The organism is Rhizobium sp. KDH_Rht_773_N (genome assembly GCF_052946295.1).
Genome location: NZ_CM129525.1, coordinates 3,747,167 through 3,772,352, shown reverse-complemented (window position 1 = coordinate 3,772,352; position 25,186 = coordinate 3,747,167). Strand labels below are relative to the sequence as shown.

The following is a 25,186-nucleotide window of genomic DNA, read 5'->3' as shown; positions in this document are numbered from 1 at the left end:
AACGGATGCGGATCGCAACTCTGGCATCGATGGCAGCACTTTCCATCGCCCTGGCGTCGAGCCCGCTGGCCATTGCCGGCTTCGACACGGCCGCGATGGCCAAGGGCGGCGGCAACGGTGGCGGCAATGGCGGCGGTAACGGCGGCGGAAACGGTGGCGGCAATGGTGGCGGAAATGGCGGCAGCCACGAAAACCACGGCAGCCAGGGCGGCGGCGCCCAGGGCGGCAAGTCGCTGCGCGACGGCTCGACATCCGGCAGCGCCGGCAAGGGCAAATCCGGCGAGGCGAAGGCGAAATCGCTCTCCGCCAAAAAATCCGCAACCGGGGCCAAGGCGAAGAATGCGGCCTCCGAACTTGCCGGCCTGAACTCCCTCAACCGCAGCTACAAGGCCTATATGCACACGTCCGATCCGCGCATGAGCGCGATCGCCGCCTATGCCATGGCCTATGCCCAATACGAGATCGACAACGGCATGGAGCCGGCGGCCGACGACCCGCTGCTCGGCGACGCCGCGCTGGAGGAAGCGCTGGCATCCGCAACGCGCACCGGCAAGCTCAGCCCCGCCGCGCTTGCGAGCGCCAGGACCATCCTCGGCGTCGGAGAGGCCGACGGCAAGATCGACGAGATCCGTGAATCACTGTCACAACCCGCCCCGATGACAGTGACAGCCCAATAGCGGCTGCGCGATCCGCCGGGAACCAGTCCCGGCGGATCGGTCCTACCCGTCGCGGGCACACGGTTTTTCCGGAGGGGATGAGGCCGCAAGCGGCGCATCTGCCATGATTTTCCCTCACGCACATCTGCATCCCTGGCGCGATCAGCGATAAATCCTTCTCATTAAAGTTTTAAAAACGCATTCCGGTATAGCCAAAGTCATGGCCTGGAATCTTTTTCACCCAGCCGCCTTTCCATGCGTTCAAGGGCGTCGAAGTCCACATCCTCAAGCGGGACGGATGGTACATAAAATTCTATTTTGTTGATCCGGACACGATCTTCATCAGCGTGCATCGGTCAAGGTAGGCGAGCATGAAAATCTGGTATGCGGGAGACAGGAGCAAGGCGCTCTGCGAAACGTGCCGGAAGGTCGTTACGACGACTTTCGGCTACCACGACGTGCCGTTCGAAAGCGGCATTGCCGTGGCCCGGGAAATCATGGCCGCCACCTGCGACGAGTGCGGCACCGTCGTGGCCATTCCGCCGCAATCCACCCCGGCGATCCGCACCGCTCGCGACATTGCCTCCAGGTCGCTGGAGGTGGTTGTGGCTGCCCCGTTCCTGGAAATGCTGGACCTTGCGGCCTATCGCATCGATCCTTCCGCCGGCTCGACCCTTCGAAAATCGCTGATCGCCTACTTTGTGCACCGGTCGGTGAACGACGAAGCGCTGGTGAAGCGGCTGCGCAGGAATGCGGAAATCCACAAGGCCAAGTGGCAAAGCTGGAAGCATGCCCCGGCAAAGCGCCTTTCGATGAAAGTCACCTCCCGCACGAGCGAGGAGTTTGATGAACTGGTCAAGAAGAGCGCGTTGAAGAAGACGACGCTGATCAAGTCCATCCTCATGGATATCGGCCGCGAAATCGTCGAGCCCGACAATCCGCCGATGATGCCCGAGCTGCGCAGGATGGTCGCAGCGCTCGCGGCGTGAAGATCGCCGGCCGCGCTCGCGGCCCCATCCCCTCCCCGTAGACGACCGGGAGAGGGAACGGGGTGTGCGCCGGCGCGCTGCCCCTCGCAGGCGGCCGGGCGCGGCGGCTCACATGCGCGCCGTTTTCGGGCCGATTTCCGAGGCGATCTCGCTGACGAGATCGGCCGGGAAGCCGCCCTCGCGGGCGTGGCGGTAGACGGTTTCGGCGCTGTCGGCCTCGTGCACGCAATAGATCTTGTCGCCGGCGACATAGCTGGTGATCCAGGTATACGGCCGGTCGAGGCCGGCGACGACCTTGTTGGACGTGGCGGAAATCTCCCTGAGCTGCTCGGCCGTGAGCTTGGATGCGCCGGGAATGTTGCGTTCGATGAGATATTTCGGCATGGCGGCCTCCTGTTTGCGCCTGATTGACGGAACACGAGCCTATGCCCCGCCGCCGGCCGCCACATCGGGACTATTCCCCATTTTGCGCCCCGCCTGTCCCGATTTTGCGCGGCGCCGCTCCCTTGACGATCGCATCGACGTCGTCGATGACCGCATCAAGGTCCTGCCCCAATCCGTTTTCGATATCCCGTCTGGCCTCGGCCAATTCGATGATCTCGCGGCCCTCCGCCGCCAGATATGATTTCAAGGCCCGCACGAACACCCAGCTTCTCGTCCGGTTGCAGATTCCGGCGATCTGCTCGATCTCTGCCAGCACATCCGTCGGCAGCCGCATGGTAATCGGATCAGACAATCCACGCTGCGACATCGTTTTTCTCTCCGTTTGTAATACAAACACCATAGATTGTCTGCGATACCGCGTCAAATCCGCAATCAGGGCCGGCCGGGAATATCGGCGCCGGGCCCGCGATTTTCACGCACCGCCTATTCCCACCCGCTCCCGTTGCTGGCAATAATCCGCCATGCGACTAGTCGAGCGCGAGCCCACTCTCGATCACCTGCAGTCGTTGCTGCGCGAAGCCGCCGACGGCCAGGGTCGCCTCGTCCTTCTCGAAGGGGAAGCCGGCGCCGGCAAGTCCTCGCTTGCGGCCGCCTTTGCCCGCGCCGTGCCTGCCGATACGCGGGTCCTGTCCGGCGCCTGCGAGAATTTCGGCACGGCCGAGCCGCTCGGCCCCTGGCGCGACATCGCGCGCGAGGCGCGCTGGGCGATGGCGCTCGCGCCGGCCTCCGGCCGCAACTGGATTTCGCTCTTTTCCGAAATGCTCGACCTTCTGACCGCCGGGCGCCGGCCGACGCTGCTCCTCATCGAGGATATTCACTGGGCCGACGACGCCACGCTGAACCTGATCCGCTATATCGGCCGGCGCATCCGCTCCGCCTGCCTGCTCCTCCTCGTGACCGCGCGCAACGACGATACGGCCGGCCAGACGCGGCTGCGGCGGCTGTTTGCCGATATCCCGCCGGCCCACTGGCTGCGGCTCGACGTGCCGCCGCTGTCGAAAGCGGCGGTGCTGGAACTTGCCGGAAGCGCCGGCCTCGACGGCGAGGCGATCTTTTCGGCCACCGGCGGCAACGCCTATTTCGTCAGCGAGCTTGTCGAGGCCGCCGGCCGCGGCCGCCAGCCGGCAGCCGATGGCGGGCGCCTGCCGGCTACCATCCGCGATGCGGTGCTGGCGCGCGCCGATGCGCTTTCCGAGCCGGAGCGGCAGGCGCTGCGGGCCGCCTCCACCTCGCCCGATGCCTTCGAGCCGGAGCTGATCGAGGCGATCTGCGGCAGGCCGGCGCGGCCGGCGCTGGAGGCCTGCGCGGCCAGCGGCCTTCTCGTGCCGGCCGGCGAACTCTTCGCCTTCCGCCACGAGATCGCCCGGCAGGCGATCGAGCAATCGCTGCCGCCGCTCGGCCGCCGGGCGATGAACGAAAAGGCGCTCGCCTATTTCCGCCGCAGCGGCGATGCCTCGATGGCGCGCATGGTCCACCATGCCCACGAGGCGCAGGACGTGGCCGCGATCCTGGAGCTTGCGCCGAAGGCGGCGGCCGAGGCCGGAAGGCTCGGCGCCCACCGGCAGGCCATGCGCCATTACGAGCTGGCGCTCGCCCATGCCGCAAGCCTTTGCGATGCCGAGCGCGCCGGCCTCTACGAGGGTTATGCCTTCGAATGCCACCTGACCGGCCAGATGGAACGCGCCATCGCCGCCCAGACGAGCGCGCTTGCGCTCTACCGGGCGCTCGGGGATATCAGGCATGTCGGCGACAACATGCGCTGGCTGTCGCGGCTGAGCTACCTTGCCGGCGACCGCAAGGGCGCCGATGCCTTCGGCCGCCAGGCCGTGGACCTCCTGGAACAGGCGGCCAATCCCGCAGAACCTGGCCCCGCCGAACCTGGCCCCGCAGAACCGGCCCCCTCTGAACCGGCTCATGCCGAACTGGCAATGGCCTATTCCAACCTCTCGCAGCTTGCCATGCTGGCGGGCGACGCCGAAACCGCGACGCGCCATGGCGAGCGCGCCATCGCGCTCGTCGCGAGGCAGGATATCGCAAGGCCCGAAGTGCTCTGCCACGCGCTCAACAATGTCGGCACCGCCATCTGCTGGCGCCAGCCGCAGCGCGCCCGCCAGACGCTCGACCGGGCGCTGGCAATCGCCCGCGAACACGGCTTCCAGGAACATGCCGCCCGCGCCTTTACCAACCGCGCCTGGGTGGAAATCCGCCTGCATGCGGCAGATGCCGCCGAAGCGGTGCTGGCGCGCGGCATCGCCTATTGCATCGAGCACGACCTCGATACCTGGCGCGACTATATGCGCGGCGAGCTCGCCGAACTGCTGACCGAGCTCGGCCGCTGGGACGAGGCCGAAGCCGCCGCCGAAGCCGTGGTCGACAACCGCAATTCGCCCGCGCTCTGCCGCTATCCCTCGCTCGTGGCGCTGGCGACGCTGCGAACGCGGCGCGGCGGCAACGCCGACGAACTCATGCAGGAAATGGCGGCCTTCCTTCAGAACACGTTCGAATTCCCGCGCCTCGCCGCCCATGCGGCGCTTGTCGCCGAACGCGCCTGGCTCGGCCTTGCCGGCCGCGAGCAGGCGCTTGCCGCCCTGCGGCAGGCCGCCGCGCTCTGCCGCGACGACGCCGCCGGCTCGATGCTCGGCTTCTGGGCGCATATGACGGGCGAGGCCGGCCTTGCGCAGGGCGGCGAAAACGCCGACGCCGCCGTCGCCGCCATGCGCCGCGGCCGCTGGCAGGAGGCCGCCGATATCTGGACCGGCCGCCGCGCCCCCTACTATGCCGCCCTTGCCCTGCTCGACGGCGACAGCGACGCGCTCTACCGCGCGCTCGCCGCGCTGGAAGCGCTCGGCGCCACGACCGTCATCGCCCATGTGAAGGAGACGATCCGCAAACGCGGCGGCCGCCTCCCCGCCCGCGGCCCGCGCCCCACCACCCAGGCCAACGCCGCCGGCCTGACGATCCGCGAAATGGACGTGCTGCGCCTGATCGACGAGGGCCGCTCGAACGCCGAAATCGGCGCGCTGCTCTTCGTCTCCGCCAAAACGGTGGACCACCATATTTCCGCGATCCTGGCAAAGCTGAACGCCAGATCGAGAGGCCAGGCCGCCGCCGAAGGGCGCCGGCTGGGGCTATTAGGGTAGCGCGGGGCCGGCAGGGGGGATCGCGGCGGCGTTGAGACGACCGGGTTGGGGTTGTGTCGTGGGATATCGCTCCAAGCCGCTAATGTTGTACCGTGGGGTACCCCCCTCTGTCCTGCCGGACATCTCCCCCACAGGTGGGGAGATTGGCTGGGGGCGCCGGCTTCCCCAAACAATCAACGTTTGCAAACTGCACAACGTCAGTGAGGTGCGAAGGTCAAGCCACGAGTCGATCTCCCCCCCTTGTGGGGGGCCGAAGGACCCGGCAGGACAGAGGGGCGTACCACACGGTACAGCTTGCAATGGGGTCAGACAGCCACGCCCCCCAATCAACCCCGCACGCACGCCCTCACCCGAGTTCCTGCGCAAGGCCGATGAGAATGCCTTCCGGCCCGCGGATATAGCAGAGCCGATACGTATCCCGATACTGCACGACCTCCCCCACAAGCGCCGCGCCGTGCGCGCAAAGCCTCTCGAGCGTCTCGTCGATATCGTCGACGGCGAACATGACGCGCAGGTAGCCGAGGGCGTTGACCGGGGCCTTCCGGTGATCGGCAACGACATCGGGCGCGAGGAAGCGGGAAAGTTCCAGCCGGCTGTGGCCGTCAGGCGTGCGCATCATGGCGATCTCGACATGCTGGTTGCCGAGGCCGGTGACGCGCCCGGCCCATTCGCCTTCGATCATCGCCCGCCCTTCGAGCGCAAGCCCGAGTTCGCCAAAAAAATCGATCGCCGCCGTGAGGTCCTCGACGACGATTCCAACATTGTCCATTCGCTTGAGCGCCATGTTTCCAATCTCCAGGCTGTCGTTCGGCTCGACGAGATCCGGCCTCGTCCGCCGAAGGACGTTCAGGGCGCGCACGATCCGACAGCCGTCCGCCGTTTTCCGCTTCGCCCGCCGCTCAGGCCCTGCCCGCCACCGCAAACAGTTCCGGCACCGCCGGGTTCCGCCCCGCCCGCGGCGCGCACAGAACCACATCGAATTCGGGCGCATCGACGAGCAGCCGCGCCACCACCCCCTCCGCCAGATCGCCGCAGAGCGATTGCGGGATCAGCGCCACGCCGAGCCCTTCCTGCACCAGCCGGATGATCGTGTGCTGCAGGCGCGGCTCGAAGGCGAAATGCGGGATGACGCCGCCGGAAGCGCAATAGGTGGCAATGGCCGTGCGCAGCGTCGGCGCCACCGTCGCGGGGGCCGCGATCAGCCTTTCGCCGGCAAGCGATTGCGGCCCGGCCGGTTCGCCGGCCGCCAGCCGGTGGCCGGCCGGCACGATCAGGCACAGCCTGTCGCGGGCAATCAGCTGCGTGCGCAGATGCGGCGCCGGGCCGGCGCCGAAGGTGACGGCGGCATCCAGCCGGCCCTCGGCCAGCATCTCCTCTATATCGGTCGGGATGCGCTCTTCCAGGATCAGCCGCACATCCGGCCGCGCCTCGGAATAAAGCCGCACCAGCGCCGGGATGACGCTATGGGCGGCATGCATCATGAAACCGAGCTTCAGCTCGCCCTTCATGCCGCCGGCGACGAGGCGCACGTCGCGGCAGGCGGCGTCGAACCCTTCGAGCACGGCGCGGCAATCGGCAAGGAAATGCTGGCCGGCCGGCGTCAGCGCCACGTTGCGCGAATTGCGCTCCACAAGGCGCACGCCGAGCGTCTTTTCGATCGCGGCGATCTGCCGGCTGAAGGGCGGCTGGCTCATGTTCATGCGCGCCGCCGCATGGCCGAAATGCAGGGTTTCGGCAAGCGCCACGAAATAGCGCATATGGCGCGTGTCCATTCGATACCTCAAAAGCATCAATCGACGTTCAAGATGATATTGGATTATCTCGATATCAGGCGCTAGGCAATGATCGCCCCAAGCACGCCCCGCCCGAGTTGCCCATGCTGACCAACCTTTCCATCGTCCTGCCGATCTTTGCCCTTATCCTGGCCGGCTGGACCGCCCGCAAGACCGGCGCGCTCGGCGAAAATGCCACGCGCGAGGTCAACCGGCTGGTCGTCTACCTCGCCCTGCCCGCCCTGCTCTTCGATATCATGGCCAATGCCAGGCCGGCCGACATCTGGCAGCCGGGCTTCATCGTCGCCTTCACGGCCGGTTGCGCCGTCATCTTCGCCGCCACCCTGGCCTGGCGCCTGTCCGGGGGCCGGCCCCTCGCCGACGCGGCGATCGACGGGCTGAACGCGTCCTACGCCAATACCGGCTTCATCGGCTTTCCGCTCGTCCTGTCACTGGTCGGCGACAGCGGCATGGCCCCGACCCTGATCTCCACCATCCTGACCGTCTGCGTGCTCTTTGCCGTCGCCATCGTCCTCATCGAGGGCGGGCTGCAGGCTCAAACACGACGACGCGACATCGCGCTGAAGACGGGCCGTTCGCTGGCCAGAAACCCGCTGCTCGTCGCCCCCTTTCTCGGCGCTCTCGTCATGGTCTCGGGCGCGGCCCTGCCCGCCCCCGTCCATGCCTTCCTGAAGCTGCTCGGCGCCGCCGCCTCCCCTTGCGCGCTGATCGCGCTCGGCCTGTTCCTGGCCGGCTCCAGGGCCGGCGAGAACAGCGCCCGGACAGGCACGGCCGGCATCCTCGTCGGCCTGAAACTGATCGCCCAGCCCGTCGTCACCTGGCTCATCGCCGCCCCGCTCATGAACCTGCCGCCCGCCGCCACCCATACCGCCGTGCTGCTGGCCGCCCTGCCGACCGGCACCGGCCCCTTCATGCTGGCGGAATTCTACGGCCGCGAGGCCAGCCTGACGAGCCGCGTCGTGCTGGCCTCGACCGTGCTTTCGGTGCTGACGATCTCCGCCTATCTGGCGCTGGCCGGGCGGCTGTGAGGCGAAACCGGCGGCCGAGGCGGCGCTCGCGCCGAAAACGATTTGCCGCTATACGGTTCTCATGACGAAAGCGGAACTGAAGCAGGAACCGACAGGCAAATGGGTGGTGCGCGATTCAACGAGCGGCCGCTTCCTTGAAGTGCGCGGCGCCAACTCGCTGAAGTCGGCCAAGCTTCCGCTTAAAAAGGGCCTGGACCTGACCAAGCCGATCGCAAAGCAGGCCCTCAAGGGTACTCCCTCCGAACCCCGCAAATGAAAAACTGATCCGTGCCGGGCGTTTTGCCGGATACCCATGCGCTCTATTGGCTGGTGACAGCGGCCGACACCTTGTCTGGAGAGACTGCGCCGAGTGGGCAAACCCTAGAACAGCCCGATCAGCCGCGCCGAGCTGATGGCAAGACCGGCGATTGCCGTCAGGATGCAGAGGCTCATGAGTACGAGAAAGATCGGTTTCTTCACGCTGTCTCCTTCCGGGCCGGCCGGCCGCCGATGCGTGACCTAGCAGCTGCGCCTGCCCGCGGCAACCGTGCCGGCAGCCGGGGTTTGCGCCGGGCACCCTCCCGCCGGAAAGGAAGGCGGGCGCCGCGCGCCCGTCTCCTGTCGGTGACACGTCAAAACTGCGCCACGCCCCCGTCCACGAAGAGTTCGATCCCGGTAATGTAGCTGCTGTCCTCGCTGGCCAGGAAAACCGCGGCCCTGGCGAGATCGTCCGACGTGCCCATGCGGCCGAGCGGCACGTTTGCCTTCATCATGTCGCGCACGTTCTGGTCGGCAAGCGTGGAAAGGCCGGGCGTTTCCGTATGGCCGGGGCTCAGCACGTTGATGCGGATGTCGCGGCCCTTGAGATCGACGATCCAGCCGCGCGCAAACGAGCGGATCGCAGCCTTCGTGGCATCGTAGACGGAGAAGGACGGGAAGCCCTTGATCGAGGCGATCGAGCCCGTCAGGATCACCGACGACCCCTTCGACAGCAGCGGCAGCGCCTTCTGCACGGCAAAGAGCAGGCCGCGCACATTGGTGTCGAAGGTCTTGTCGAAATGCTCCTCGGTGATTTCGCCGAACGTGCCGAACTCGTAGAAGCCGGCATTGGCGAAGAGCACGTCGATGCGGCCGGCCTTTTCCTTCACGATCTCATAGACCCGGTCGATATCCGCAAGGCTTGCGGCATCGGCCTGGATCGCCTCGATATCGCCGCCGATCTCGGCCACCGCCCTGTCCAGTTCGCCCTGTCGCCGGCCGGTGATGAACACTTTGGCGCCCTCTTCGACGAAGCGTTTTGCCGCGCCGAAGCCGATGCCGGCGCTGCCGCCGGTGATGACGGCGACCTTGTTTTCCAGCTTCCTGCTCATGGTTCCATTCCTTCTGCATCGCGCCGGTTCTTGCCGGCGCCCGTTGAACACGAGGCAGAAATTATGGGCTTCCGGGCGGGCGAAGTAGGAAGCTGGCGCGACTATGACCTATTCCCGTCAGGAATGGGCGGCAGAACCAAGCTTTTCCTCGACGAAGGCGACGAAAGCGCGCGCCTTGGCGCTGACGCCGCGCCCGGCCGGAAAGGCCGCCCACAGATCGAGGGGCGCGAGGCTCCACTCCGCAAGCAGCAGTTTGACCCGCCCGTCGGCAAGCTCGGGCGCGAACATCCATTCGGAAGCCACCGCAAGGCCGATGCCCGCAAGCACGGCCGAGCGCACGCCCTCGGCCGCCGAGACGCGCAGGCGTCCCCGCATGGTGACGGGCGCCTCGGCGCCGTCCTTGCGGAAGAGCCAGGCATCGCGGCCGAAACCCTTGGCATAGACGATGCCCTGGTGGGCGGCAAGATCGCCGGGATGGGCCGGTTCGCCGTGGCGGGCGAGATAGGCGGGCGCGGCCACCACGATGCGCGGCGACTGGCCGATCCTGCGCACGGTGAGCGCCGAATCCGGCAGATCGCCCATCCTGAGCGCGACGTCGATGCCTTCCTCGATCAGATCGATGCGCTCGTCGTCGAGCACGACCTCCATGTCGAGGCCGGGATGGCGCTCAAGGAACTGGCCGAGATGCGGGATGACATGCAGGCTGGCAAAGGCCGGCGCCGCACTGACGCGCAAGCGCCCCGACAGGCTGGCGCCGGCTCCGCGCGCGGCATGTTCGGCCTCGTCCGCCTCTTCGATGGCGCGCCGCGCCCGCTCGTAATAGCTCTCGCCGGCTTCGGTGGGGGTCAGGCCGCGGGTGGAGCGCAGCAGGAGCTGGACGCCGAGATGGGATTCCAGCTGGGCGACGGTCTTGGAAACCGCCGGCTGGCCGACATGCAGCTGGCGGGCCGCTTCCGAGAAGGAGCCGGTTTCGACGACGCGGACGAAGGTTTCCATGGCGGCGAGTCTGTCCAATGTCGGGGCTCCGTGGGTGGGGCTCGATATTCCCCGGAGGAATGAAAATGATTAAATATTGATTGAGCGTTTTGCAACACCATATATTCCCATTGTTGGCTCGACTTATTTTAAGCCTCGCGCAACCATTCGCCGCTAATTTCATTCTTACAATGACTTTCGCACATCCTGTTGACTGTGCGAGGCGGGAATATTAAACCAATAAGTGCTCACTTCAACGCCCGTACGGGGCGTTCGATCTGATGATCTAAGTGAGCGACCAAGGCGGCTCTTCTTCGGGAGGGCCGTCTGTTTTTTGGGGGACTGAATTTGGTCGCATGGGCACTTTATCTCGATGAAACCGGCACCACAGATCCCCATTCCATTCCTCTCAAGCCCGGAATAACTCCCCTATTTACACTTGCCGGCGTAGCTTTACCCGTCGATTCCTGGCGAGAGTATGATCGGGCCTTCCTTCGGCTCAAACGAGAATTCTTCAGCAAGGAGATTGACGCATCCAGTAAAATTGATGCGCTTTGGGAGGTTAAAGGCACCGATCTCTTTGCTGGCATCTGTCCGTGCGCCTTGCCATGCCGCTGACGCGCGACCCCAAGATCCGCGCCGACGCATTGGCCCTTGCGCAAAACAGCCAGCGGGCGGCCGAGCAGGCCGAGGCCAATCAGGCAAGGCACACGAGCGAGAATTTCGTGAGCGAACTGATCGCGGTGCGCGCCCATGGCTGATTTTCGCGCCTACCAGCCCTCCTTCACCGCAGGCGAGCTTTCGCCGGCGCTCGGCGCCCGCGTCGATCTCACCAAATACCAGAGCGGGTTGCGCACGGCGCTCAACGTCTTCGTCCATCCCCATGGCGGCGTTTCGAACCGGGCCGGGCTGCAATTCGTCCACGAGATCAAGGACAGCGCCAAGCGCGCGCGGCTGATCCGCTTCCAGTTCAATACCGAGCAGACCTATATTCTCGAATTCGGCGACCGCTATATCCGCATCTTCCGCGATGGCGGCCTCATTCTTTCCGGCGGCGCCCCTTACGAAGTGGCGAGCGCCTATGCCGCCGAGGACGTGCAGGACCTGGTTTTCGTGCAGGAAGCCGATGTGCTCTATCTCTGCCACGTCAACCATCCCGTGCGCAAACTCGGGCGCCTGGCCGACGACAACTGGACGCTGACGACGGTCGAGTTCAAGCCGCTGATCGGCCCGCCGGCAGGCACGCCCGTCGTCACCAAGCCCGGCTATGTGGCAACCACATACCGCTACCGTGTCTCCGCCGTCGCCGACAGCGGCGAGGAAAGCCTTCCCTCCAATGCCGGCTCCGTGGTCAACGACCTCGCCCTCCAGGGCGGCGTCAACCGTATCGCCTGGGCGGCGGTGGCGGGGGCTGCGCGCTACATCGTCTACCGCGACGACAACGGCATTTTCGGCTATGTCGGCGGCACGACGGGCCTGACTTTCGACGACGAGAACATCACGCCCGACCTGTCCGACACGCCGCAGGCCGGCCGCAACCCGTTCAGCGGCGCCGGCAACTATCCGCGCTGCGTGACCTTCATCGAGCAGCGGCTGGCCTTTGCCGCCACGCTCAACGACCCGCAGGCCGTGTGGCTCAGCCAATCCGCCAATTACGAGAATTTCGGCGTCTCCTCGCCCGCCAAGGCGAGCGACGCCGTGACCTTCCGCATCCGCGCAAGGCAGGTCAACGAGATCCGCGCGATGATTTCCGTGCGCGGCCTGCTGCTGCTCACGTCAGGCTCGGAATGGATCGTCACCGGCGGCTCGGCGGCCGACGCGATCTCGCCTTCCGCCATCAAGCTCGACAACCAGGGCTATCGCGGGGCCGCCCGCGTGCAGCCGATCGTCGTCGGCAATACCGTGCTCTTCGCCCAGCGGCTCGGCGGCGTGGTGCGCGATTTCTCCTACGACTACACGCAGGACAGCTATGTGGGAAAGGACCTGACCATCCTTGCCCGCCACCTCTTCAAGGGCCGCGAGATCGCCGCCTGGGACTATGCGCAGGCGCCCGATTCCGTCGTCTGGGTGGTGCTGGACGACGGCGCCCTGGTTTCGCTGACCTACATGAAGGAACAGGATGTCTGGGCCTGGACGCGGCACGAAAGCGGCGCCGGCGCCGTCTTCGAGGATGTCACCGTCATCGAGGAGGATGGCGAGGACGTGCCCTATTTCATCGTGCGCCGCACGATCGGCGGCCAGCAGAGGCGCTATATCGAGCGGCTGCACAGCCGCGCCTTCGACGACGTGCGGGACGCCTTTTTCGTCGATTGCGGCCTGACCTATGCCGGCCCGCCGGCCACGACCATATCGGGCCTTTCCCATCTCGAGGGCCAGACGCTCGTGGCGCTGGCCGACGGCAATGTCGTGCGCAACCTGACCGTGACCGACGGCGCCGTGCGGCTGCAGAACGCGGCCTCGAAGATCCATATCGGCCTGCCGGTGACGGCGGCGATCGAAACGCTCGATCTCGACGTCGGCCAGGTGCAGGGCCTCGGCACCGTGCAGGGCCGCTCGAAATCCGTCTCCGAAGTGACCTTCCGCGTGGAGAATACCCGCGGCATCTTCACCGGGCCGGAGGACGGCAGCCGCGACGGCGGCACGCTGGTGGAATACAAGCAGCGCCGCAACGAAAACTGGGACGAGGCGATCGGCCTTTATACCGGCGACCTGACCGTCACCCCCTACTGGGACTGGGGCACGAGCGGCGCCATGTGGGTCAAGCAGTTCGACCCGCTGCCGATGACGATCCTTTCCATCATGCCGGATGTCACCCTTGGCCGCTGAAATCACCGTCGTCGCGGCGCGGCCGGGCCATATCCGCGCGATTGCCGCACGCATGCGGGCGGCCGACCGCGAGGAAGTTTTCGCCGCCTCCGGGCGCTCGCCGCTCTCGGCCCTCTCCTTCTCCTACCGCCACTCCTGCCAGGCATGGACCGCCCTCTTCGACGGGCGGCCGGAGGTGATGTGGGGTGTCGGCGACCTCGATATCCTCACCGGCATCGGCGCGCCCTGGCTGCTCGGCACCGATGCGGTGGAGACGAATTTCCGCGGCTTCCTGCGGATCTCCAAACATTGGCCGGCTCAACTGTTGGGCCGCTATCGCTTGCTCAGAAACGTCGTGGATGCGCGCAACGCCGTGTCGCTGCGCTGGCTCGAATGGCTGGGTTTCCGCCTGTTCGAGCCGGTGCAGATCAACGGCCATGCCTTCCGCCTGTTCGAAATGGGCGAGCCCCTGAAACTGGGAGAGACAGATGTGTGATCTTGGTCTTGCGCTGACGCTGGGCTCGACGCTTCTCGGCGCCGCCGGCCAGGTGCAGCAGGCAAAAGCGACGGCGGAGGCGAACAAATACAACGCCCAGGTCGCCGAAATGAACGCGCAGATCGCCGACAAGCAGGCAAAGGACGCCATCGAGCGCGGCAAGCAGGAAGAGCAGCAGAAGCGCCTGCAGACGGCGCAGCTGGAGGGCCGCCAGCGCGCGGCCATGGCCGCCAACGGCATCGACCTTTCCTTCGGCTCGCCGCTCGATACGATCGTCGACACCGCCAGGATGGGCGAGATCGATGCGCTCAACCTGCGCACCAACGCCTATCGCGAAGCCTATGGCTACAAGATGCAGGGCGCCAACCAGCTGGCGAGCGCCAAACTGGACCGCATGCGCGCCGACGCCGCCGTCAAGGGCGGTTATCTCGATGCCTTCGGCACGATCCTCGGCGGCTCGGGCAAGGTTTACACCCAGGCGAAAAGCCTGCGCTACATCTAGGCAGTTCCGGCGAAAGCCTGCCGCGGCCTTGCGTCCGGAATTGCGGTGAAAAAGAAGTGAGGTGAAGAATGCCGACCGTTCCGACCTATCAGGACACCCAGGCGCATGTCGCCCTTCGCCCGGAATATAGCGAGGGCTTTACCGTCAAGGCCGATGCCGAAGCTTTCGGCTCGGCCATCGGCAAGGGCATGCAGGGGCTCGCGACCGGCATGGGCGCGCTCGGCGAGGCCATCGTGCAGGTGGAGCAGCTGGACAATGCCAATGCCGCCAAGGATTCGCTGACGAAATTCGAAGACTGGAAGCGCGAGGCAAGCTATGGCAAGGGCGGTTATCTGACCCTGACCGGCCGCGCCGCCGTGGAAGGCCGCGCCGCCTTCGAAAAACTGGCCGAGCAGAAGCGCGCCGAATTTGGCAAGGGCCTGTCGCCGGGGGCCGCCCGCACCTATGAGGAAACCAGCCGCGCCAGCATGAACAGCCTGCTGGACGTCACGATCCGCCACCAGGCCGATCAGCGCAAGGCCTGGTTTGCCGAGACGTCCCAAAAGAGCATCCAGTCGGCCAGCGATGATGCCGTTGCCGTCTACAACGATCCGGCCAGGGTCGATGCCGCCATCGGCAAGGGCGTCGCCGGCATCGAACATCAGGGCCGCATGCAGGGCTGGAGCCCGCAAGAGCTCGACCGGCAGCGCACCCAATATATTTCCGACACGCAGAAAAAGGTCGCACTGCGGATGGCCGAAGACAGCGCCATCAAGGCCGAGGAATATGCCAGAACCGCCCCCGGCCTGTTGCCGGCGGCCCGCACCGATATCCTGAAAACGCTGCAGACCGCCGTGACCGACGAGAAGGCCCGGCAGAACGCCACCGACATCATCGCCGGCCTGCCGCCGACCTATACCGGCGCGCCTGATGCCAACGGCGCCCCCTCGCCCGCGGCTGTCGATGCCGGAACAGGCGAGCGGCAACCGGCCGTCACGGCAGGCAATGGCCCGCAAACGGATGGCAGCGGCAGCCGAACCGGGGCAGTACGCACGCTTGGCGCGCAGCCTTCGGCGGGCAGGACCGAAGCCCTGCAAACCGCGGGCAACCGAACCGCCGCCCCCCGAACGGCAGGTCCCCAAGCTGCCGGCTCCCAAGCCGCAGGCCCGCAGATGCCGGCCGCCCCTCGCACGCCACCCCGCCAGCCGAGCGGCCCGGAGGATTTCCGCACCGTTGCCGCCGCGCTCGCCTTTCCCGGCAAGGCAAAGGACGATCTGGCACTGGCAGCCTTCGTGAAAAATGCCGCCGGCACCACGGTCGACCCCTCGCTCCAACCCTGGCTCGCCGATGTGACAGGCTCCCTCCTCACCGCCGATGCCGCAAGCTTCCGCCATTTCGGCCTGCCGACGCAGACACCCCGCCCCGGCGACATCGTCGTCCTCGGCCCGTAGCAAAGGAAAGGCGCCGGAAGCGGCAGCAGCAACGACAAGGGCCAGATCGGCCTCTTCGGCGGCTACGATGCCGACGGCAACGTCCTCGTGCGCGTGCCCGACCCCAGGCGCGCGGGCGACATGGCGCTGACGGCCCGCCCCGCAAACGAGGTCGTCGCCTTCCGCACGTCCGGCATCGTCGACGAGAAGACGACGACCCTGCCGAACTACAATCCCGAAAGCTTGCGCAGGATCGAGGAGAGCCTGAACGGCATCACCAGCCCGGCACTGCGCGCCGCCACCGAGCAGCAGCTGAGCGGCTACATGATCTCGCAGAAGAAGGCGATCGACGCCCAGCGCCAGCAGGTGCAGGAATGGGCCAACAACCAGGTCATCGCGGACCCGGCCTTCGACCCGACGAAGCTGCCCGTCCACATCCAGCAGGCCATCGGCCCCGCCGGCCTGCTTGCGCTGCGCGACTACAAGGAAAAAGTCCGCGCCTACGGCCAGCCCGTGACCGATCTCCAGACGCTTTACGACCTGCAGACCGAATTCGCCACCGATCCGGCCGCCTTCGCGCAGATCGATCTCCTCCCGTACCGCTCCAGGCTCTCAGACAAGGATTGGGAAAAGGCCAGCGGCTGGCGGCAGACGGCGCTCACGGATCTGCGCAAGGCCCGGCTCGAAGGCCTCGATATCAATACCGCCTTCGAACTCGCCAGACCCCAGCTCGAAGCCCTTGGTTTCTTCAAGGACGATTCCGGCTTCTTGACCGCCAGCAGCGTGCCCACCCGCGTTGCCCTGTTCCGCACGACGCTGCTCGACCAGATGGATGCGTTCAAGGAGAAGAACAACGGCCAGAACCCGAGCCAGAGCGACATTCAGAAAATGATCAATCGTCTGCTGCTCCCGATCGTCATCACCTCGCCGAACCCTGTCTATGGCGGCTGGGATCCTGGAAAATCCCACGGCTACCTCTATCAGGCAAACAGGCTTGCCGACGACGAGAGCTACGATATCGCCGTGGACTATCAGGATATTCCGCGCGATCTCAGGCTGGCGATCGCGGCGGACCTGACGAAGAAAAACGGCAGGAAGCCGTCGCAGGACGAAATCGCCAGGGAATACGAGCTCTTCATGCTCGATCGTTGACAGGGCGCATCAGGGAAAACCAGGCGGCCCGGCATCGCGCCAACGCCCGGCCGACGCCTCACTTCCCTGTCGAAGCCTTCTCGAACCGAGCCTTCAGGCGCTCCACCTCTTCCGCCGTCCACCCCGGCGGGTCCGTCACCGCAAGCCATGCGTCGATATAGTGTTGCGGCGCATAGACATGGCCGTAGCCCATCGGCGAGGTCGTGGCGATCATCGCGTCGAAGCCGAGCTGCAAGGCAGTGACGACGGGATACCAGCGGAAGGCCGGCGAAACGTCGGGGCCTCTCTCCCCTTTCATCCAGTCCGGTTCGCGGTAGAGCGCGCGCCAGTCGAAGAAGGTGATGGGGTCGCTCGCATATTGCAGGAAGACGATGCGCACCGGGCTCCAGGGCCTGTCGGGCCGGTTGGCCGAGGTCTGCTGGTTGGCAAAGCGGATCATGCTGCCGTCGCGGAATTGCGGCAGCCAGGCGGGCGAGCCGGGATTGCGGTTTGCCGTCACATAGGCCCAGGTGGCGCTGGCAAAAGGCGGCCCGCTCCACAGCGCCCCCTGGAAGGGATCGGCGAAGACATCGTAGAGATTGACGGAGAGCTGCGAATTCAGCGCCCCGAGGCTGAGCCCATGCAGATAGAGCCTGGGGCGACGATCGCGCGGCAGCGTGCGCCAATAGGCATAGATTTCCCTGAACAAGGCGCGCGCCGTATCGGCCCCGTATTCCGGCTCGACCATCAGCGACAGCCAGCTGGCGAGATAGGAATATTGCACCGCGACTTCGGCCACATCGCCATGCAGCAGATATTCCAGCGTATCCGTCGCCTCCGGATCGACCCAGCCGGTGCCCGTCGGCACGATCACGACGAGGTTGGAGCGCCCGAAGGCGCCCTGACGCTTGAGTTCGGCCAGCGCCAGGCTTGCGCGGGCCTCGGCGTCGTCGGCGCTGTTCAGGCCGACATAGACCCGGATCGGCGACTGGGCGGACGACCGCAGGAAGGCGCCGATCTCTTCCGCGGTCGGGCCTGACGTCACGAAATGGCGGCCTTGCCGGCCAAGCTCGTCCCAGTTGACCAGCGATGCGGCGCTTCCGGTTCGGGCCGGATCGGTGGGAACGGACGTGTCGTCATCGATCAATGCATCGGCCTCGCGGAACGAGGAATCGACCACGCGCAGCGCCAGATGGAACAGCAGGCCATCGGCGACGGTCGAAAAGACCAGGACCGCCAGCAGGGTTCCGGCAACGGCTGCGAGCCGGCGCGGAATGAACCGGCGGCTTTTGCCATAGAAGGCGAGCACCATCAGCCCGAACAACCGGCCGATGGCGACGACCAGGACGAAGACGGTCGCAGCCGTCAGCACCAGCAGCAAGGGTTCTGCCGTCGTGACCGGGGCAAGCTGCATCAATGCGCGCACGGAATTCTGCCACGACGACGATTGCCAGACGAAATACGCGGCGATCGCGGCACCGCCCGTCAGTGCCGCGGAGCGCGCCATGCGCCCGGCCGCCGGCAGCAGCCGGGGGATCTCGAGATAGGTCCGGAGCCATTGCAGCAAGACGCCGCAGCCATAGCCGGCCGCCGCGCAGGTGCCTGAAAGCGCGCCCTGCACGAACCAGGCGCGCGGCATGAGGCTCGGCGTCAGCGACAGGCAGAAGCCGACCAGCGCGAAAAACAGCGCCGGATAGGAAAGAGGCCTGACCAAACCTGACTTGGAATGCCGCGTGAACATCTTTCCAGCCCGCAAATGTTGCATCCCCCTGTTTTATGACAGGTTCCGCATACAATCCAGAAGCGTTGTGCCGGCTCGACCACGTCACGGGGCAGAGACATGACCGCACCACCGGCGCCTGTTCCTCCGCAAGCTGCCTTCGGCCGCGTCATGGGGACATGGCGGGCTCGTCGCGCTGATCTTCCGGCCCTGTCATGCCGACAACCTTCCCGCGCCTATGGTCGGCAAAACCAGAGGCGTGATCCATGACCATTTCAAGCGAGATAAACCGGTCCGGCCCCTATAGCGGGGACGGCGTCACCACACATTTCGAATACAAGTTCAAGATCCTCGCGCCCGAGCATCTGCAGGTGATCCGGACGGATGCGTCGGGCACGGATTCGATCCTGGTGCTCGACGCCGATTACACCGTGACCGGCACCGGCAACGATGGCGGCGGAAGCGCGATCATCCTCCCCGCCCCGGCCGCCGGCACCAGGATAACCCTGCTGCTGGACGTGCCCTTCACCCAGGAGACCGACCTGGAAAACCAGGGCGCCTATTATGCCGAGACCGTCGAGCAGGCGCTCGACCTCGTCGTGATGCGGCTGCAGCAGCTCAAGGAACGAGCCGCCCGCGCCGTCACCATTCCGCCCTCCTTCGATCCGGCCACGATCGACAAGCTCATCGCCGACGTGCTGGCGCTCAGCAACAAGGGCGAGGTGCTGGAAGCCGTTGCCGCCGTCTCGCAATATCTGGAGACAGTGGCAGGCCTTGCCGACGACATTCCCGAGGTTGCCGGCCTGACGCAGATCGTCAAGCAGAAAGCCGCCGAAGCCGCCCAGTCGGCAACCGACGCAGGCGCCGGCGCGAGCCTCGCGACCGCCTACGCGGCGAACCCGGAAGACAGCGAAATTCCCGGCTCGGACGGCCTGTTTTCCGCCTTTCACTGGTATCGCAAGACGCTGGCGATCTACAACGACATCACCAACACCCTGGCCGGCTGGCTGCACGGCGCCGCGGCAAAGACCGACATCGTGGACAGCGACGAGTTCGCCATTGCCGACAGCGCCGCAGGCTGGGGGCTGAAGAAGGTCCTGGCGGGTGGTATTGTCAAATATGTCTGTGTTGCTACCGGTCTGGATTTCTTTACGGGGTTCATCCCCGCTTATGTCGGCGCCACGTCTCTGACCATCGGCCCGGGCGTTGGCTGGTTTGGCGGGAAGAAGCATCAGACCAGCCTTGCGACGGCCAAAACACTTGCCCAGCTGCTCGACACAGGATCGGTCCAGGCGTCAAAAACCTACTTCCTCTATGCCATCAGGAAGCTATCGGATGGCTCTACAGATTTCGTCATGTCGCTGTCGGGATCAGAGGCAGGCGTCGTAAAACCGATCGGATGGGAGTGCTTGTCCGGGAGCCGCGTGGGTCTCATCATCACCAACTCATCGGGAAACATTGTTCCATTCTGGCAAACCGGCAACGAAGTCAACACCGACACCTATCCGTGGTTCACCGCCAACAGCAACGTCCAGGGCCTCGCCATACCCGGCAATGTCCCTGTGGGACTGAGTGTCGACATCTGGGTGCTGATTGATACTTTTGTAGCAAACGCGAGCCAGGACTGCATCGGGATCATCTCAGACGCCGCAGCAGCCAGCTACACCACCGGCGCCGCCCACCAGATCCGGTGCCGGTCGCGTTCGGGCAACGACTATCCCGACCAGAGCCTCGCAGCAGGCAAGGCGCGAAGCAATGCCAACGGTCAGCTCTGGAGGTTCGTCGCTGTGACAAGCACGGCCTGCTCAGCCTCCTTTTCTGTTTGCGGCTGGCATGATTACACCTGCAAGAGGTTATTTGCATGACGACTGTGTATGTTCGCTACGACAGCGGCGGAACGATCCTCGAAATATTCTCCCGCGATCAGCCCAACCTGGATCTCACCGCACACGACGACCAGGAACCCGCCATCGCGAAATACCTCCGCGATCCCCATGGCCTCGAAGACCGTTTCCCGATCCTCCGGAAATGGCAGCTCTGGCTCGCCGCGCTTGAGCTCGAGCCGCCGATCTTCAAGGCCGATGTCCTCTCCGTCATCGGCGGCATGGCCGGGCTCTCGGCCAGGGAGAGGGAAACGGTGCGCATCATGGTCGAGGAGGCGCAGGAATATTCCCGCGAGGATCCGCGAATGGATCTGCTCGCAATCGCCATGGGCATTCCGCCGAACCAGATGGACGACCTGTGGAAATGGGCGGCCGAGTTCCGCCCCCTGTAACGATCGGCCCTGATAACGGCGGACTCCGTAACGCCGGGCGGGACCGGCCGGTCCCGCCCGGCAGTCACCTCATTGCGGCAGCGGCCGGCCGGTCTGCTCGGCCATCATATAGGCCGCATACCAGTCCGGCCAGTTCTCGTCGTGTTTTCCGCCATTGCGCTTCTCGTGTTCGCCATGCGCCGCAGCCGCCCTTCGCAGCCCCGCGGCCAGATCCTTCACCGTAGCGAAGGCGGCAAGGTCCGACGTAATGCGCCCCGGCAGCCGGGCGGTGATTTCCTGGAAGAGCCAGCCGTTGCCGTCCGGATCGCTGAAGGCGGCGAAGGAGCGGTAGCTGCCGCGGTCGGGATCGGGGCCGCTCACGCGCCGCCGGCCGAAGAGATAGGGCACGTCCGGCCCGCCATAGACGTCTCCCTCGGGATGGAAGGCCTCGCTGACCGCCACGCCGCGCTCGCGCAGCTCCTTTCGGGCGGCCTCGATATCGGAGACGATGAGATAGAGCCCCTGGGCGGAGCCCGGCGCCGCCGGTGTGACGTTTTTCCCGAAGATGACGGAGGCGTTCGAGCCCGGCGGGGTGAACTGGATCACCCGATAGTCTTCACCCGAGGAATAGTCCGCATCGAGGCGCCAGCCGAGCCCGCCATAGAAGGCCTTGGCCCGGTCGACATCCGAAACGGGCACGACGATGATCTCCAGCTTCATCTCGCTTGTGCCGTTGCCGGCCTTGCTGCTTGCGTCGCTCATGATCTTCCCCCTCCCATCGTCACGACGATGGTGTTGATGATGGTGATGGCGATGCGGCGAATGCATCGCCCGCCCCACTCTACCACGTTGCGGGCCGGTGATCTCCTTTCACGCCTGCCGCGGCATCGCCTTTATGAAATCGATGAAGGCGCGCAGCGGCGCCGGCACCAGACGACGGCCGGGATAATAGAGGAAGGGGCCGGAAAAGCTCTCCCACCAGTCCTCCAGCACCGGCTCCAGCGCGCCGCTGCCGAAATAGGGTTTCAGCCAGTCCTCGAAGGTGAAGACCACGCCCGTTCCGGCAACGGCCGCCGCAACGGCGAGATCCGTGCCGCCGCCGTTCTCGACGATCAGCGGCCCCGGCGGATCGACCCGCACCACCTCGCCGTTGCGCTCGAACTCCCAGACAGGCATGGCGCGCCCGGCAAAACGCCCGCGGATACAGGCGTGCCCCAGCAGGTCGCGCGGATGCTGCGGCCGCCCGCGTTGCGCCAGATAGGCGGGCGAAGCGCCCCCGGCGTAACGCTGGATGCGCGGGCCGATCGGCACGGCGATCATGTCCCGCTCCAGCCGCTCGTCGTAACGGATGCCGGCATCGCAGCCGGCCGCCAGGATATCGACGAAATTCTCCTCGGTGACGATCTCGAGCCGGATCTCCGGATAGGCCCTGAGAAAGGCCGGCACGATGGCCGGCAGCACCAGCCGGGCCGCGCTGACCGGCACGTTGAGCTTCAGCCGGCCCGCCGGCCGGTCACGGAAATCCTTCGCATGGTCGAGCGCCGCATCGATCTCGCCGAAGGCCGGCCCCAGCCGCTCCAGCAGCCCGCGCCCGGCCTCCGTCGGCACCACGCTGCGCGTCGTCCGGTTCAGCAGCCGGACGCCAAGCTCCGCCTCCAGCCGGCGCACCGCCTCGCTCAGCGCCGACGAGCTCATATGCCCCGCCCGCTCCGCCTCGCGGAAACCGCCGGCCCGTGCGACGGCGAGAAAGGCGGCGACGTCGCCGATATCAGGCACACCCTGCTTCATGTTCCGGCCCCTGCCATTGTCCTTAAATCAGGACAGCCCGTCCGCATTATAGCCCGTTGTCGCGGCAATGATACCGGCCTATCTGCTCTCCTGCCCTCAACCGGAGAAGAGATTTCATGTCCACTGTCGAAAAATCGGGAACATTCAGGCTCGGCGACCGCACGGTCAAGCGCCTTGGCTACGGCGCCATGCAGCTTGCCGGCAAGGGCGTCTTCGGCCCGCCGCGCGATCGGGCCGAGGCGATCGCCGTGCTGCGCGAAGCGGTCGAAAGCGGCGTCGACCATATCGATACCAGCGATTTCTACGGCCCTTACGTGACCAACGAGATCATCAGGGAAGCGCTGCATCCCTATCCCGACGATCTTACGATCGTCACCAAGGTCGGCGCTCTGCGCGGCGCCGACGCCTCCTGGAACCCGGCCTTTTCCAGGGAAGAGCTGACCGCCGCCATCCACAGCAACCTGAAAAACCTCGGCCTCGACGTGATCGAGGTGGTGAACCTGCGCGCCATGTTCGATGTGCACGGCCCGGCCGAAGGCGCGCTCGAAGCGCCGCTGACGGTTCTGGCCGAGCTGCAGCAGCAGGGCCTGGTCAAACATATCGGCCTCTCCAACGCGACGGCAAAACAGGTGGACGACGGCCGCAGGATCACGCAGATCGTCTGCGTTCAGAACCAGTATAACCTCGCCAACCGCGGCGACGACGCGCTGATCGACAAGCTCGCCGCGGAAGGCACGGCCTATGTGCCCTTCTTCCCGCTCGGCGGCTTCTCGCCGCTGCAATCCTCGACGCTTTCGGATGTCGCCGCCCGCCTGGGCGCCACGCCGCTGCAGGTCGCGCTCGCCTGGCTGCTGAAACGCGCCCCGAACATCCTGCTGATCCCCGGCACATCCTCGCGCGGCCATCTCAGGGAAAACCTCGCCGTCGCCGATATCGAGCTGCCGGACGATGCGATGGCGCAACTCAACGGCATTGCCGCAGCGTAAGAAACATCGCCCAACGTGAGGCGCCAGGCGCGGCGGCCACCCGCCGCGCCCGCAGATTGACGAATCACGCCGGCATCGACATCTTCACGTCCAGGCGTGGCCTGCGCCCAACCTCCAGCGATCCTCCCCGGCAGGGTCTCTCAAGCGGAGGCAAAGGGACTTCCGTCTCGGGTCCATCAACCAAGGTCCGATCGTGCGGGCGTGGTTGCCGGGGAACAGACGTCCGTGACGGAAAGGCCAGACAATGACCCGAAACGGAAACTTCAAGCGCCGGGTGCGCGCCCGCGCCGCAAAGACCGGCGAATCCTACACCTCGGCCCTCAGCCATATCCGCGAGCCCCGGCCCGAACCGCAAGCGGGCGAGCCCGCCGGCAAGTCGCTCCGGCTCGCCGTCGCTCAGACCACGGTATGCCTCGACCCGCGCGATGCCGATGCCTTCCGCGCCAACGGCGCGGAAATGCGCCGCCTTATGCGCCAGGCGCGCGACGCCGGTGCCCGCCTCATCCACTTCTGCGAAGGCACGATCTGCTTTCCCAACAAGCGGATCCTCTCCGAAACCGGCCCGGCCGAGATCGGCGCGGCCGATTGGAGCCGCTATCGATGGGAGGTTCTTCGCGAAGAGCTGGATGCGATACGCTCATGCGCAAGGGAGCTGAAAATCTGGACGGTCTTCGGCGCACCTCATCGGCTCACCCCGCCGCACCGGCCGCATAACAGCCTCTATATCCTCTCCGACCGGGGCGAGCTGGTGACGCGTTATGACGAGCGCCTTCTCTCCCACACGAAATTTTCCTTCCTGTATTCGCCGGGCAGGATTCCCGTCACCTTCGAGGTGGAGGGCATGCGCTTCGGCTGCGCGGCCGGCATGGAGTCGCATTACCATGAGATCTTCACCGAATATGAGCGGCTGGACGTGGATTGCGTGCTGTTTTCGACATCGGGAGAAGTCCCTTCGGCCGCACCTCCCTTCGCTGCCGAGGTACTCGGGCTCGCGGCCAGCAACACATTCTGGGTGAGCTACGCCACCCATGCGCCGCAAAGCGTCGTCACGCCCTGCGGCATCGCCGGTCCCAGGGGCCAATGGGCGGCCCGTTGCCCGAATGACGGTTCGCCAGGGATAGCATTCGCCGAAATCGAAACCGACCCGGCCAATCTCGCCCGCCCCTGGCGCCGCACCGCGCGCGGCGATCTCTACCGGCCGCACCAGATCGACGGCGATCCGAGAAGCGACAGCCGCGAGGCTTTCTGAACTCCGTCAACGGAGCGGCAGGCGCCTTGCCCGCCGCACGTCACCGGCTCCCCCCATCAAGCGCGCGCCCTGCCGTGTCCCGCTTCTGCCGCGATGGCGCATCAGGTCCTTATTGAAATTCGTTCAGATGGTTGAGGTCGCTCACATAACCAAGGCCCGCAAGCGCGAGCACGACGATCAGGCCGGACAGCACGCAGGCAAAGCGATCACCGTTTTTGCGCCGGACCAGGCGAACGATGAAGAAAACGATCAGGCCCACGACGAACGGCGGCAGGGCTCCGCCGACTATCTCGCCGACAAGGCGCCCTCCCTCCGCCGCCGGATAGGCCGTTGCCGCAGCGATACGGCGCGCCATAGCGCAGACCAGCGCGACCGCCGCCAGGATCGCGATTGCCGCTCCGGTGCCACCTTTACCGCCGGCCGGCGCCCCGCGCACATTCGTCCCGTCTGCCATCGGCATTCCTCCCCCGAT

25 protein-coding genes are annotated in these 25,186 nt (G+C 65.9%); 15 read left to right on the top strand and 10 right to left on the bottom strand.

What is annotated here, in order from left to right:
* Positions 1-5: 5 nt before the first annotated feature.
* Both ACU8HS_RS18670 and ACU8HS_RS18665 read left to right on the top strand, forming a co-directional pair.
* Positions 6-677 (top strand): hypothetical protein, encoded by a 672-nt coding sequence (locus tag ACU8HS_RS18670; protein ID WP_447014904.1) that lies wholly within the window; start codon positions 6-8, stop codon positions 675-677.
* Between the two features lie 350 nt (positions 678-1,027).
* Positions 1,028-1,645 carry a hypothetical protein gene (locus ACU8HS_RS18665; RefSeq protein WP_112758547.1) on the top strand — a complete coding sequence of 206 codons (618 nt, stop codon included), beginning with the start codon at positions 1,028-1,030 and terminating at the stop codon, positions 1,643-1,645.
* A gap of 108 nt (positions 1,646-1,753) precedes the next feature.
* Here the strand turns inward: ACU8HS_RS18665 and ACU8HS_RS18660 are convergent, their stop codons facing one another.
* Together ACU8HS_RS18660 and ACU8HS_RS18655 are read right to left on the bottom strand one after the other, a co-directional pair.
* Entirely contained in the window at positions 1,754-2,029 is a 276-nt protein-coding gene (locus tag ACU8HS_RS18660; protein WP_112758545.1) for a DUF4242 domain-containing protein, read from the bottom strand.
* Positions 2,030-2,099: 70 nt separating this feature from the next.
* On the bottom strand, positions 2,100-2,396 hold the full coding sequence (locus ACU8HS_RS18655) for a CopG family transcriptional regulator (RefSeq protein ID WP_112758543.1): 297 nt from the start codon (positions 2,394-2,396) through the stop codon (positions 2,100-2,102).
* Positions 2,397-2,550: 154 nt separating this feature from the next.
* Here ACU8HS_RS18655 and ACU8HS_RS18650 point away from each other — a divergent pair, with 154 nt between their 5' ends.
* Complete coding sequence (locus tag ACU8HS_RS18650; RefSeq protein WP_447014903.1) at positions 2,551-5,229, top strand: AAA family ATPase; 2,679 nt, start codon at positions 2,551-2,553, stop codon at positions 5,227-5,229.
* 346 nt (positions 5,230-5,575) lie between these two features.
* Here ACU8HS_RS18650 and ACU8HS_RS18645 read toward each other — a convergent pair whose 3' ends face one another.
* Positions 5,576-6,013, bottom strand: coding sequence for a VOC family protein (locus ACU8HS_RS18645; protein WP_113501027.1), 438 nt, complete (start codon positions 6,011-6,013; stop codon positions 5,576-5,578).
* Between the two features lie 115 nt (positions 6,014-6,128).
* A complete protein-coding gene (locus ACU8HS_RS18640) occupies positions 6,129-7,001 on the bottom strand; it encodes a LysR family transcriptional regulator (protein WP_447014902.1) in 873 nt (290 codons plus the stop codon).
* Between the two features lie 104 nt (positions 7,002-7,105).
* Between ACU8HS_RS18640 and ACU8HS_RS18635 the strand changes: the two genes are divergently transcribed.
* Both ACU8HS_RS18635 and ACU8HS_RS18630 read left to right on the top strand, forming a co-directional pair.
* The gene (locus tag ACU8HS_RS18635; RefSeq protein ID WP_447014901.1) at positions 7,106-8,050 is read left to right on the top strand and encodes an AEC family transporter; all 945 of its coding nucleotides are present in this window, start codon (positions 7,106-7,108) and stop codon (positions 8,048-8,050) included.
* Positions 8,051-8,111: 61 nt separating this feature from the next.
* Positions 8,112-8,306 (top strand): hypothetical protein, encoded by a 195-nt coding sequence (locus ACU8HS_RS18630; protein ID WP_162702984.1) that lies wholly within the window; start codon positions 8,112-8,114, stop codon positions 8,304-8,306.
* A 355-nt stretch (positions 8,307-8,661) separates the two neighbouring features.
* On the opposite strand, the gene ACU8HS_RS18625 is transcribed toward ACU8HS_RS18630, so the two are convergent.
* Positions 8,662-9,399 (bottom strand): SDR family NAD(P)-dependent oxidoreductase, encoded by a 738-nt coding sequence (locus ACU8HS_RS18625; RefSeq protein ID WP_447014900.1) that lies wholly within the window; start codon positions 9,397-9,399, stop codon positions 8,662-8,664.
* A 117-nt stretch (positions 9,400-9,516) separates the two neighbouring features.
* Positions 9,517-10,413 (bottom strand): LysR family transcriptional regulator, encoded by an 897-nt coding sequence (locus tag ACU8HS_RS18620; RefSeq protein WP_447014899.1) that lies wholly within the window; start codon positions 10,411-10,413, stop codon positions 9,517-9,519.
* 557 nt (positions 10,414-10,970) lie between these two features.
* Between ACU8HS_RS18620 and ACU8HS_RS18615 the strand changes: the two genes are divergently transcribed.
* The 6 genes from ACU8HS_RS18615 to ACU8HS_RS18590 all read left to right on the top strand — a co-directional run bounded on the left by ACU8HS_RS18615 (position 10,971) and on the right by ACU8HS_RS18590 (position 16,738).
* Entirely contained in the window at positions 10,971-11,135 is a 165-nt protein-coding gene (locus ACU8HS_RS18615) for a hypothetical protein (RefSeq protein ID WP_447014898.1), read from the top strand.
* A complete protein-coding gene (locus ACU8HS_RS18610; protein WP_447014897.1) occupies positions 11,128-13,200 on the top strand; it encodes a hypothetical protein in 2,073 nt (690 codons plus the stop codon). Before ACU8HS_RS18615 ends, ACU8HS_RS18610 begins: the two co-directional genes overlap by 8 nt.
* Positions 13,181-13,675, top strand: coding sequence for a hypothetical protein (locus tag ACU8HS_RS18605; RefSeq protein WP_112566594.1), 495 nt, complete (start codon positions 13,181-13,183; stop codon positions 13,673-13,675). Before ACU8HS_RS18610 ends, ACU8HS_RS18605 begins: the two co-directional genes overlap by 20 nt.
* Positions 13,668-14,177 (top strand): virion core protein, T7 gp14 family, encoded by a 510-nt coding sequence (locus ACU8HS_RS18600; RefSeq protein WP_447014896.1) that lies wholly within the window; start codon positions 13,668-13,670, stop codon positions 14,175-14,177. Before ACU8HS_RS18605 ends, ACU8HS_RS18600 begins: the two co-directional genes overlap by 8 nt.
* Before the next feature lie 68 nt (positions 14,178-14,245).
* A complete protein-coding gene (locus ACU8HS_RS18595; RefSeq protein ID WP_447014895.1) occupies positions 14,246-15,607 on the top strand; it encodes a hypothetical protein in 1,362 nt (453 codons plus the stop codon).
* Positions 15,608-15,694: 87 nt separating this feature from the next.
* Positions 15,695-16,738, top strand: a complete 1,044-nt coding sequence (locus ACU8HS_RS18590) for a hypothetical protein (RefSeq protein ID WP_447014894.1) — start codon at positions 15,695-15,697, stop codon at positions 16,736-16,738.
* A gap of 58 nt (positions 16,739-16,796) precedes the next feature.
* Here the strand turns inward: ACU8HS_RS18590 and ACU8HS_RS18585 are convergent, their stop codons facing one another.
* Entirely contained in the window at positions 16,797-18,482 is a 1,686-nt protein-coding gene (locus tag ACU8HS_RS18585; protein WP_447014893.1) for an alpha/beta hydrolase, read from the bottom strand.
* A gap of 221 nt (positions 18,483-18,703) precedes the next feature.
* Here ACU8HS_RS18585 and ACU8HS_RS18580 point away from each other — a divergent pair, with 221 nt between their 5' ends.
* Together ACU8HS_RS18580 and ACU8HS_RS18575 are read left to right on the top strand one after the other, a co-directional pair.
* Positions 18,704-20,302 carry a hypothetical protein gene (locus ACU8HS_RS18580; RefSeq protein WP_447014892.1) on the top strand — a complete coding sequence of 533 codons (1,599 nt, stop codon included), beginning with the start codon at positions 18,704-18,706 and terminating at the stop codon, positions 20,300-20,302.
* The gene (locus ACU8HS_RS18575) at positions 20,299-20,712 is read left to right on the top strand and encodes a hypothetical protein (protein WP_112566609.1); all 414 of its coding nucleotides are present in this window, start codon (positions 20,299-20,301) and stop codon (positions 20,710-20,712) included. Before ACU8HS_RS18580 ends, ACU8HS_RS18575 begins: the two co-directional genes overlap by 4 nt.
* A gap of 69 nt (positions 20,713-20,781) precedes the next feature.
* On the opposite strand, the gene ACU8HS_RS18570 is transcribed toward ACU8HS_RS18575, so the two are convergent.
* Both ACU8HS_RS18570 and ACU8HS_RS18565 read right to left on the bottom strand, forming a co-directional pair.
* Positions 20,782-21,453: a VOC family protein gene (locus ACU8HS_RS18570; RefSeq protein WP_113500910.1), complete on the bottom strand. Its 672-nt coding sequence runs from the start codon at positions 21,451-21,453 to the stop codon at positions 20,782-20,784.
* Between the two features lie 108 nt (positions 21,454-21,561).
* Entirely contained in the window at positions 21,562-22,479 is a 918-nt protein-coding gene (locus ACU8HS_RS18565; RefSeq protein ID WP_447014891.1) for a LysR family transcriptional regulator, read from the bottom strand.
* Between the two features lie 116 nt (positions 22,480-22,595).
* Here ACU8HS_RS18565 and ACU8HS_RS18560 point away from each other — a divergent pair, with 116 nt between their 5' ends.
* Entirely contained in the window at positions 22,596-23,465 is an 870-nt protein-coding gene (locus ACU8HS_RS18560; RefSeq protein ID WP_112566618.1) for an aldo/keto reductase family oxidoreductase, read from the top strand.
* 244 nt (positions 23,466-23,709) lie between these two features.
* On the top strand, positions 23,710-24,714 hold the full coding sequence (locus ACU8HS_RS18555) for a carbon-nitrogen hydrolase family protein (protein WP_447014890.1): 1,005 nt from the start codon (positions 23,710-23,712) through the stop codon (positions 24,712-24,714).
* 109 nt (positions 24,715-24,823) lie between these two features.
* Here ACU8HS_RS18555 and ACU8HS_RS18550 read toward each other — a convergent pair whose 3' ends face one another.
* Positions 24,824-25,168, bottom strand: a complete 345-nt coding sequence (locus ACU8HS_RS18550; RefSeq protein ID WP_447014889.1) for a hypothetical protein — start codon at positions 25,166-25,168, stop codon at positions 24,824-24,826.
* Between the last annotated feature and the right edge of the window lie 18 nt (positions 25,169-25,186).

Excerpts from the sequence above, each read along its gene's own strand:
- ACU8HS_RS18670 (WP_447014904.1), top strand. The coding sequence starts at position 6 with ATGCGGATCGCAACTCTGGCATCGATGGCAGCACTTTCCATCGCCCTG.
- ACU8HS_RS18665 (WP_112758547.1), top strand. The coding sequence starts at position 1,028 with ATGAAAATCTGGTATGCGGGAGACAGGAGCAAGGCGCTCTGCGAAACG.
- ACU8HS_RS18660 (WP_112758545.1), bottom strand. The coding sequence starts at position 2,029 with ATGCCGAAATATCTCATCGAACGCAACATTCCCGGCGCATCCAAGCTC.
- ACU8HS_RS18655 (WP_112758543.1), bottom strand. The coding sequence starts at position 2,396 with ATGTCGCAGCGTGGATTGTCTGATCCGATTACCATGCGGCTGCCGACG.
- ACU8HS_RS18650 (WP_447014903.1), top strand. The coding sequence starts at position 2,551 with ATGCGACTAGTCGAGCGCGAGCCCACTCTCGATCACCTGCAGTCGTTG.
- ACU8HS_RS18645 (WP_113501027.1), bottom strand. The coding sequence starts at position 6,013 with ATGGCGCTCAAGCGAATGGACAATGTTGGAATCGTCGTCGAGGACCTC.
- ACU8HS_RS18640 (WP_447014902.1), bottom strand. The coding sequence starts at position 7,001 with ATGGACACGCGCCATATGCGCTATTTCGTGGCGCTTGCCGAAACCCTG.
- ACU8HS_RS18635 (WP_447014901.1), top strand. The coding sequence starts at position 7,106 with ATGCTGACCAACCTTTCCATCGTCCTGCCGATCTTTGCCCTTATCCTG.
- ACU8HS_RS18630 (WP_162702984.1), top strand. The coding sequence starts at position 8,112 with ATGACGAAAGCGGAACTGAAGCAGGAACCGACAGGCAAATGGGTGGTG.
- ACU8HS_RS18625 (WP_447014900.1), bottom strand. The coding sequence starts at position 9,399 with ATGAGCAGGAAGCTGGAAAACAAGGTCGCCGTCATCACCGGCGGCAGC.
- ACU8HS_RS18610 (WP_447014897.1), top strand. The coding sequence starts at position 11,128 with ATGGCTGATTTTCGCGCCTACCAGCCCTCCTTCACCGCAGGCGAGCTT.
- ACU8HS_RS18605 (WP_112566594.1), top strand. The coding sequence starts at position 13,181 with ATGTCACCCTTGGCCGCTGAAATCACCGTCGTCGCGGCGCGGCCGGGC.
- ACU8HS_RS18600 (WP_447014896.1), top strand. The coding sequence starts at position 13,668 with ATGTGTGATCTTGGTCTTGCGCTGACGCTGGGCTCGACGCTTCTCGGC.
- ACU8HS_RS18595 (WP_447014895.1), top strand. The coding sequence starts at position 14,246 with ATGCCGACCGTTCCGACCTATCAGGACACCCAGGCGCATGTCGCCCTT.
- ACU8HS_RS18585 (WP_447014893.1), bottom strand. The coding sequence starts at position 18,482 with ATGCAACATTTGCGGGCTGGAAAGATGTTCACGCGGCATTCCAAGTCA.
- ACU8HS_RS18580 (WP_447014892.1), top strand. The coding sequence starts at position 18,704 with ATGACCATTTCAAGCGAGATAAACCGGTCCGGCCCCTATAGCGGGGAC.
- ACU8HS_RS18575 (WP_112566609.1), top strand. The coding sequence starts at position 20,299 with ATGACGACTGTGTATGTTCGCTACGACAGCGGCGGAACGATCCTCGAA.
- ACU8HS_RS18570 (WP_113500910.1), bottom strand. The coding sequence starts at position 21,453 with ATGAGCGACGCAAGCAGCAAGGCCGGCAACGGCACAAGCGAGATGAAG.
- ACU8HS_RS18565 (WP_447014891.1), bottom strand. The coding sequence starts at position 22,479 with ATGAAGCAGGGTGTGCCTGATATCGGCGACGTCGCCGCCTTTCTCGCC.
- ACU8HS_RS18560 (WP_112566618.1), top strand. The coding sequence starts at position 22,596 with ATGTCCACTGTCGAAAAATCGGGAACATTCAGGCTCGGCGACCGCACG.
- ACU8HS_RS18555 (WP_447014890.1), top strand. The coding sequence starts at position 23,710 with ATGACCCGAAACGGAAACTTCAAGCGCCGGGTGCGCGCCCGCGCCGCA.
- ACU8HS_RS18550 (WP_447014889.1), bottom strand. The coding sequence starts at position 25,168 with ATGGCAGACGGGACGAATGTGCGCGGGGCGCCGGCCGGCGGTAAAGGT.